Raw genomic sequence first — 1,727 nt, 5'->3', positions numbered from 1 at the left:
TCCGCCCAGTCTCCGCGGTCGATGTTGCCGCGGATCGCCTGCACCGGGGCGATGCGCGCGAGTACGTCGAGATGGGCAGGATCGCCGATATCGCCCGCGTGCAGGATGCGGTCGACACCTTCGAGAGCCTCCAGCGCCTCGGGGCGGAGCAGGCCGTGCGTATCCGAGATGACGCCGACGCGTCCCTGCATGGGCGGCTGGCCTTTTGTGGTCATGGCGGCAGATCCTGTTCAGTCGCGTGAGCGGTCCCGCGACCCGCATCGCGGTCATTGAAGCAACCCTATGACGCCTTGAACCCGTTCGAAAGCAGGTCGGGCAGTGCGCGCCACGCGCGGCCGGTTCGGTCTTGAATGATGGGTGACCTTACGTCACCTTCGGGGTGGCAAGGTAACCGGCATTCCCTTCGCCATTCCGGAAATGGAGGAGGGCCGCCCGTGACCGAACAGCGAACCGCCTGGTGCATCCCGCGCTACGGGTGTCCGGACACCCTGAGGCCGGTCACGCTGCCCGTGCCGCGACCCGGCCCGAACCAGGTGCTGATCCGCATCAGGGCCTCTGCCGTGACCCGCGCCGACACCATGATGCGCAAGGGCGAGCCACTGTTCGCGCGGCCGTTCCTTGGCCTGCGCCGACCGCGCGCCGGGCTGTCCGGCACCGGACTGTCGGGCGAGGTGATCGCCGTCGGGGAAAGCGTGCGCCGTTTCGCGCCGGGCGACGCGGTCTTCGGCGAGTCGGGCATGCAGTTCGGCGCCAATGGCAGCCATATCTGCGTCGACGAGGGCGGCGTCCTGATGGCCAAGCCGGATACGCTGTCGCACGAGCAAGCCGCCGTCCTGTGCGACGGGGTTCTGACCTCGTGGCACTACCTGCACGAACTCGGGAAGGTGAAGAGCGGGGAACGAGTGCTGATCCTGGGCGGGGCCGGCAGCCTCGGCAGCGCCGCTGTCCAGATCGCCGCCGCCATGGATGCGCGGGTCAGCGCCACCTGCAGCGCCCGAAATGCCGATCTCGTCACGTCGCTCGGGGCGTCGCGCGTGATCGACTACACCGCCGAAGAGGCGTTGCAGCCCGGCGCCGGCTACGACGTGATCTTCGACACGATCGGCGTGGCCACGTTCGCAGCGGCCAAGCCGGCGCTGACCGGGGGCGGGCGGTACCTCTGCCCGGTCCTGACGCTGAAGCGCCTGCCGGCCATCCTGACGTCCGGCCGCGCCGGCACAAAGCGCGCGCTCTTCGCCGCGGTCGGCCTGGAAAAGCCCGTGCGGCTGCGCGGCATGCTGACCGAGATCCTGGCGCTGATCGACCAAGGGCGCCTCGCCCCCGTCATCGATCGAACCTATCCCCTCGCCGAGCTCGTCGCGGCGCACGCGCATGTGGAAGCCGGGCCCAAGCGCGGCAATGTCGTCGTCGTTTGACGGCCGTTCGGCGGTCCGCGACGCTTTTCGCCGTTCCGCGCGAACCGGCCGCTCAGCCGTAGCAGCCGGCCATGCGGCCGCGCAGCTTGACCAGCGCCAGCACCGTGTCGATGGTCGGCGTCGGCGTGTCTGTCAGGCGGCCGAGCTCCTGCACCGAGCCGACCAGCGCGTCGATCTCCATCGGGCGGCCCATGTCCAGGTCCTGCCACATCGAGGTCCGGTGCGCGCCCACCGCCGCGCCGCCGTCGATGCGTTTCTCGACGTCGATCGGGAACTTCACGCCCAGCTTCTCGGCGATTTCCTGCGCCTCGA

3 protein-coding genes are annotated in these 1,727 nt (G+C 69.8%); 1 reads left to right on the top strand and 2 read right to left on the bottom strand.

Features of this window, described 5'->3' with window-relative positions; all coding sequences use genetic code 11:
* Positions 1–191: metallophosphoesterase family protein (locus ACFDTC_RS09410; protein ID WP_375258621.1), on the bottom strand; the 191-nt coding region annotated here is incomplete at its 3' end.
* A gap of 342 nt (positions 192–533) precedes the next feature.
* On the opposite strand from ACFDTC_RS09410, the gene ACFDTC_RS09405 reads away from it, so the two are divergent.
* Entirely contained in the window at positions 534–1,415 is an 882-nt protein-coding gene (locus ACFDTC_RS09405; RefSeq protein ID WP_375258620.1) for an NAD(P)-dependent alcohol dehydrogenase, read from the top strand.
* Between the two features lie 52 nt (positions 1,416–1,467).
* Here the strand turns inward: ACFDTC_RS09405 and ACFDTC_RS09400 are convergent.
* Positions 1,468–1,727, bottom strand: a 260-nt coding sequence (locus tag ACFDTC_RS09400) for a ketopantoate reductase C-terminal domain-containing protein (protein WP_375258619.1), incomplete at its 5' end; no start/stop codon positions are given.

Source organism: Citreimonas sp., assembly GCF_042096055.1.
Lineage (GTDB): Bacteria > Pseudomonadota > Alphaproteobacteria > Rhodobacterales > Rhodobacteraceae > Citreimonas.
The sequence above is the reverse complement of the archived record's forward strand: the minus strand, read 5'-3'. Positions and strand labels throughout refer to the sequence as shown.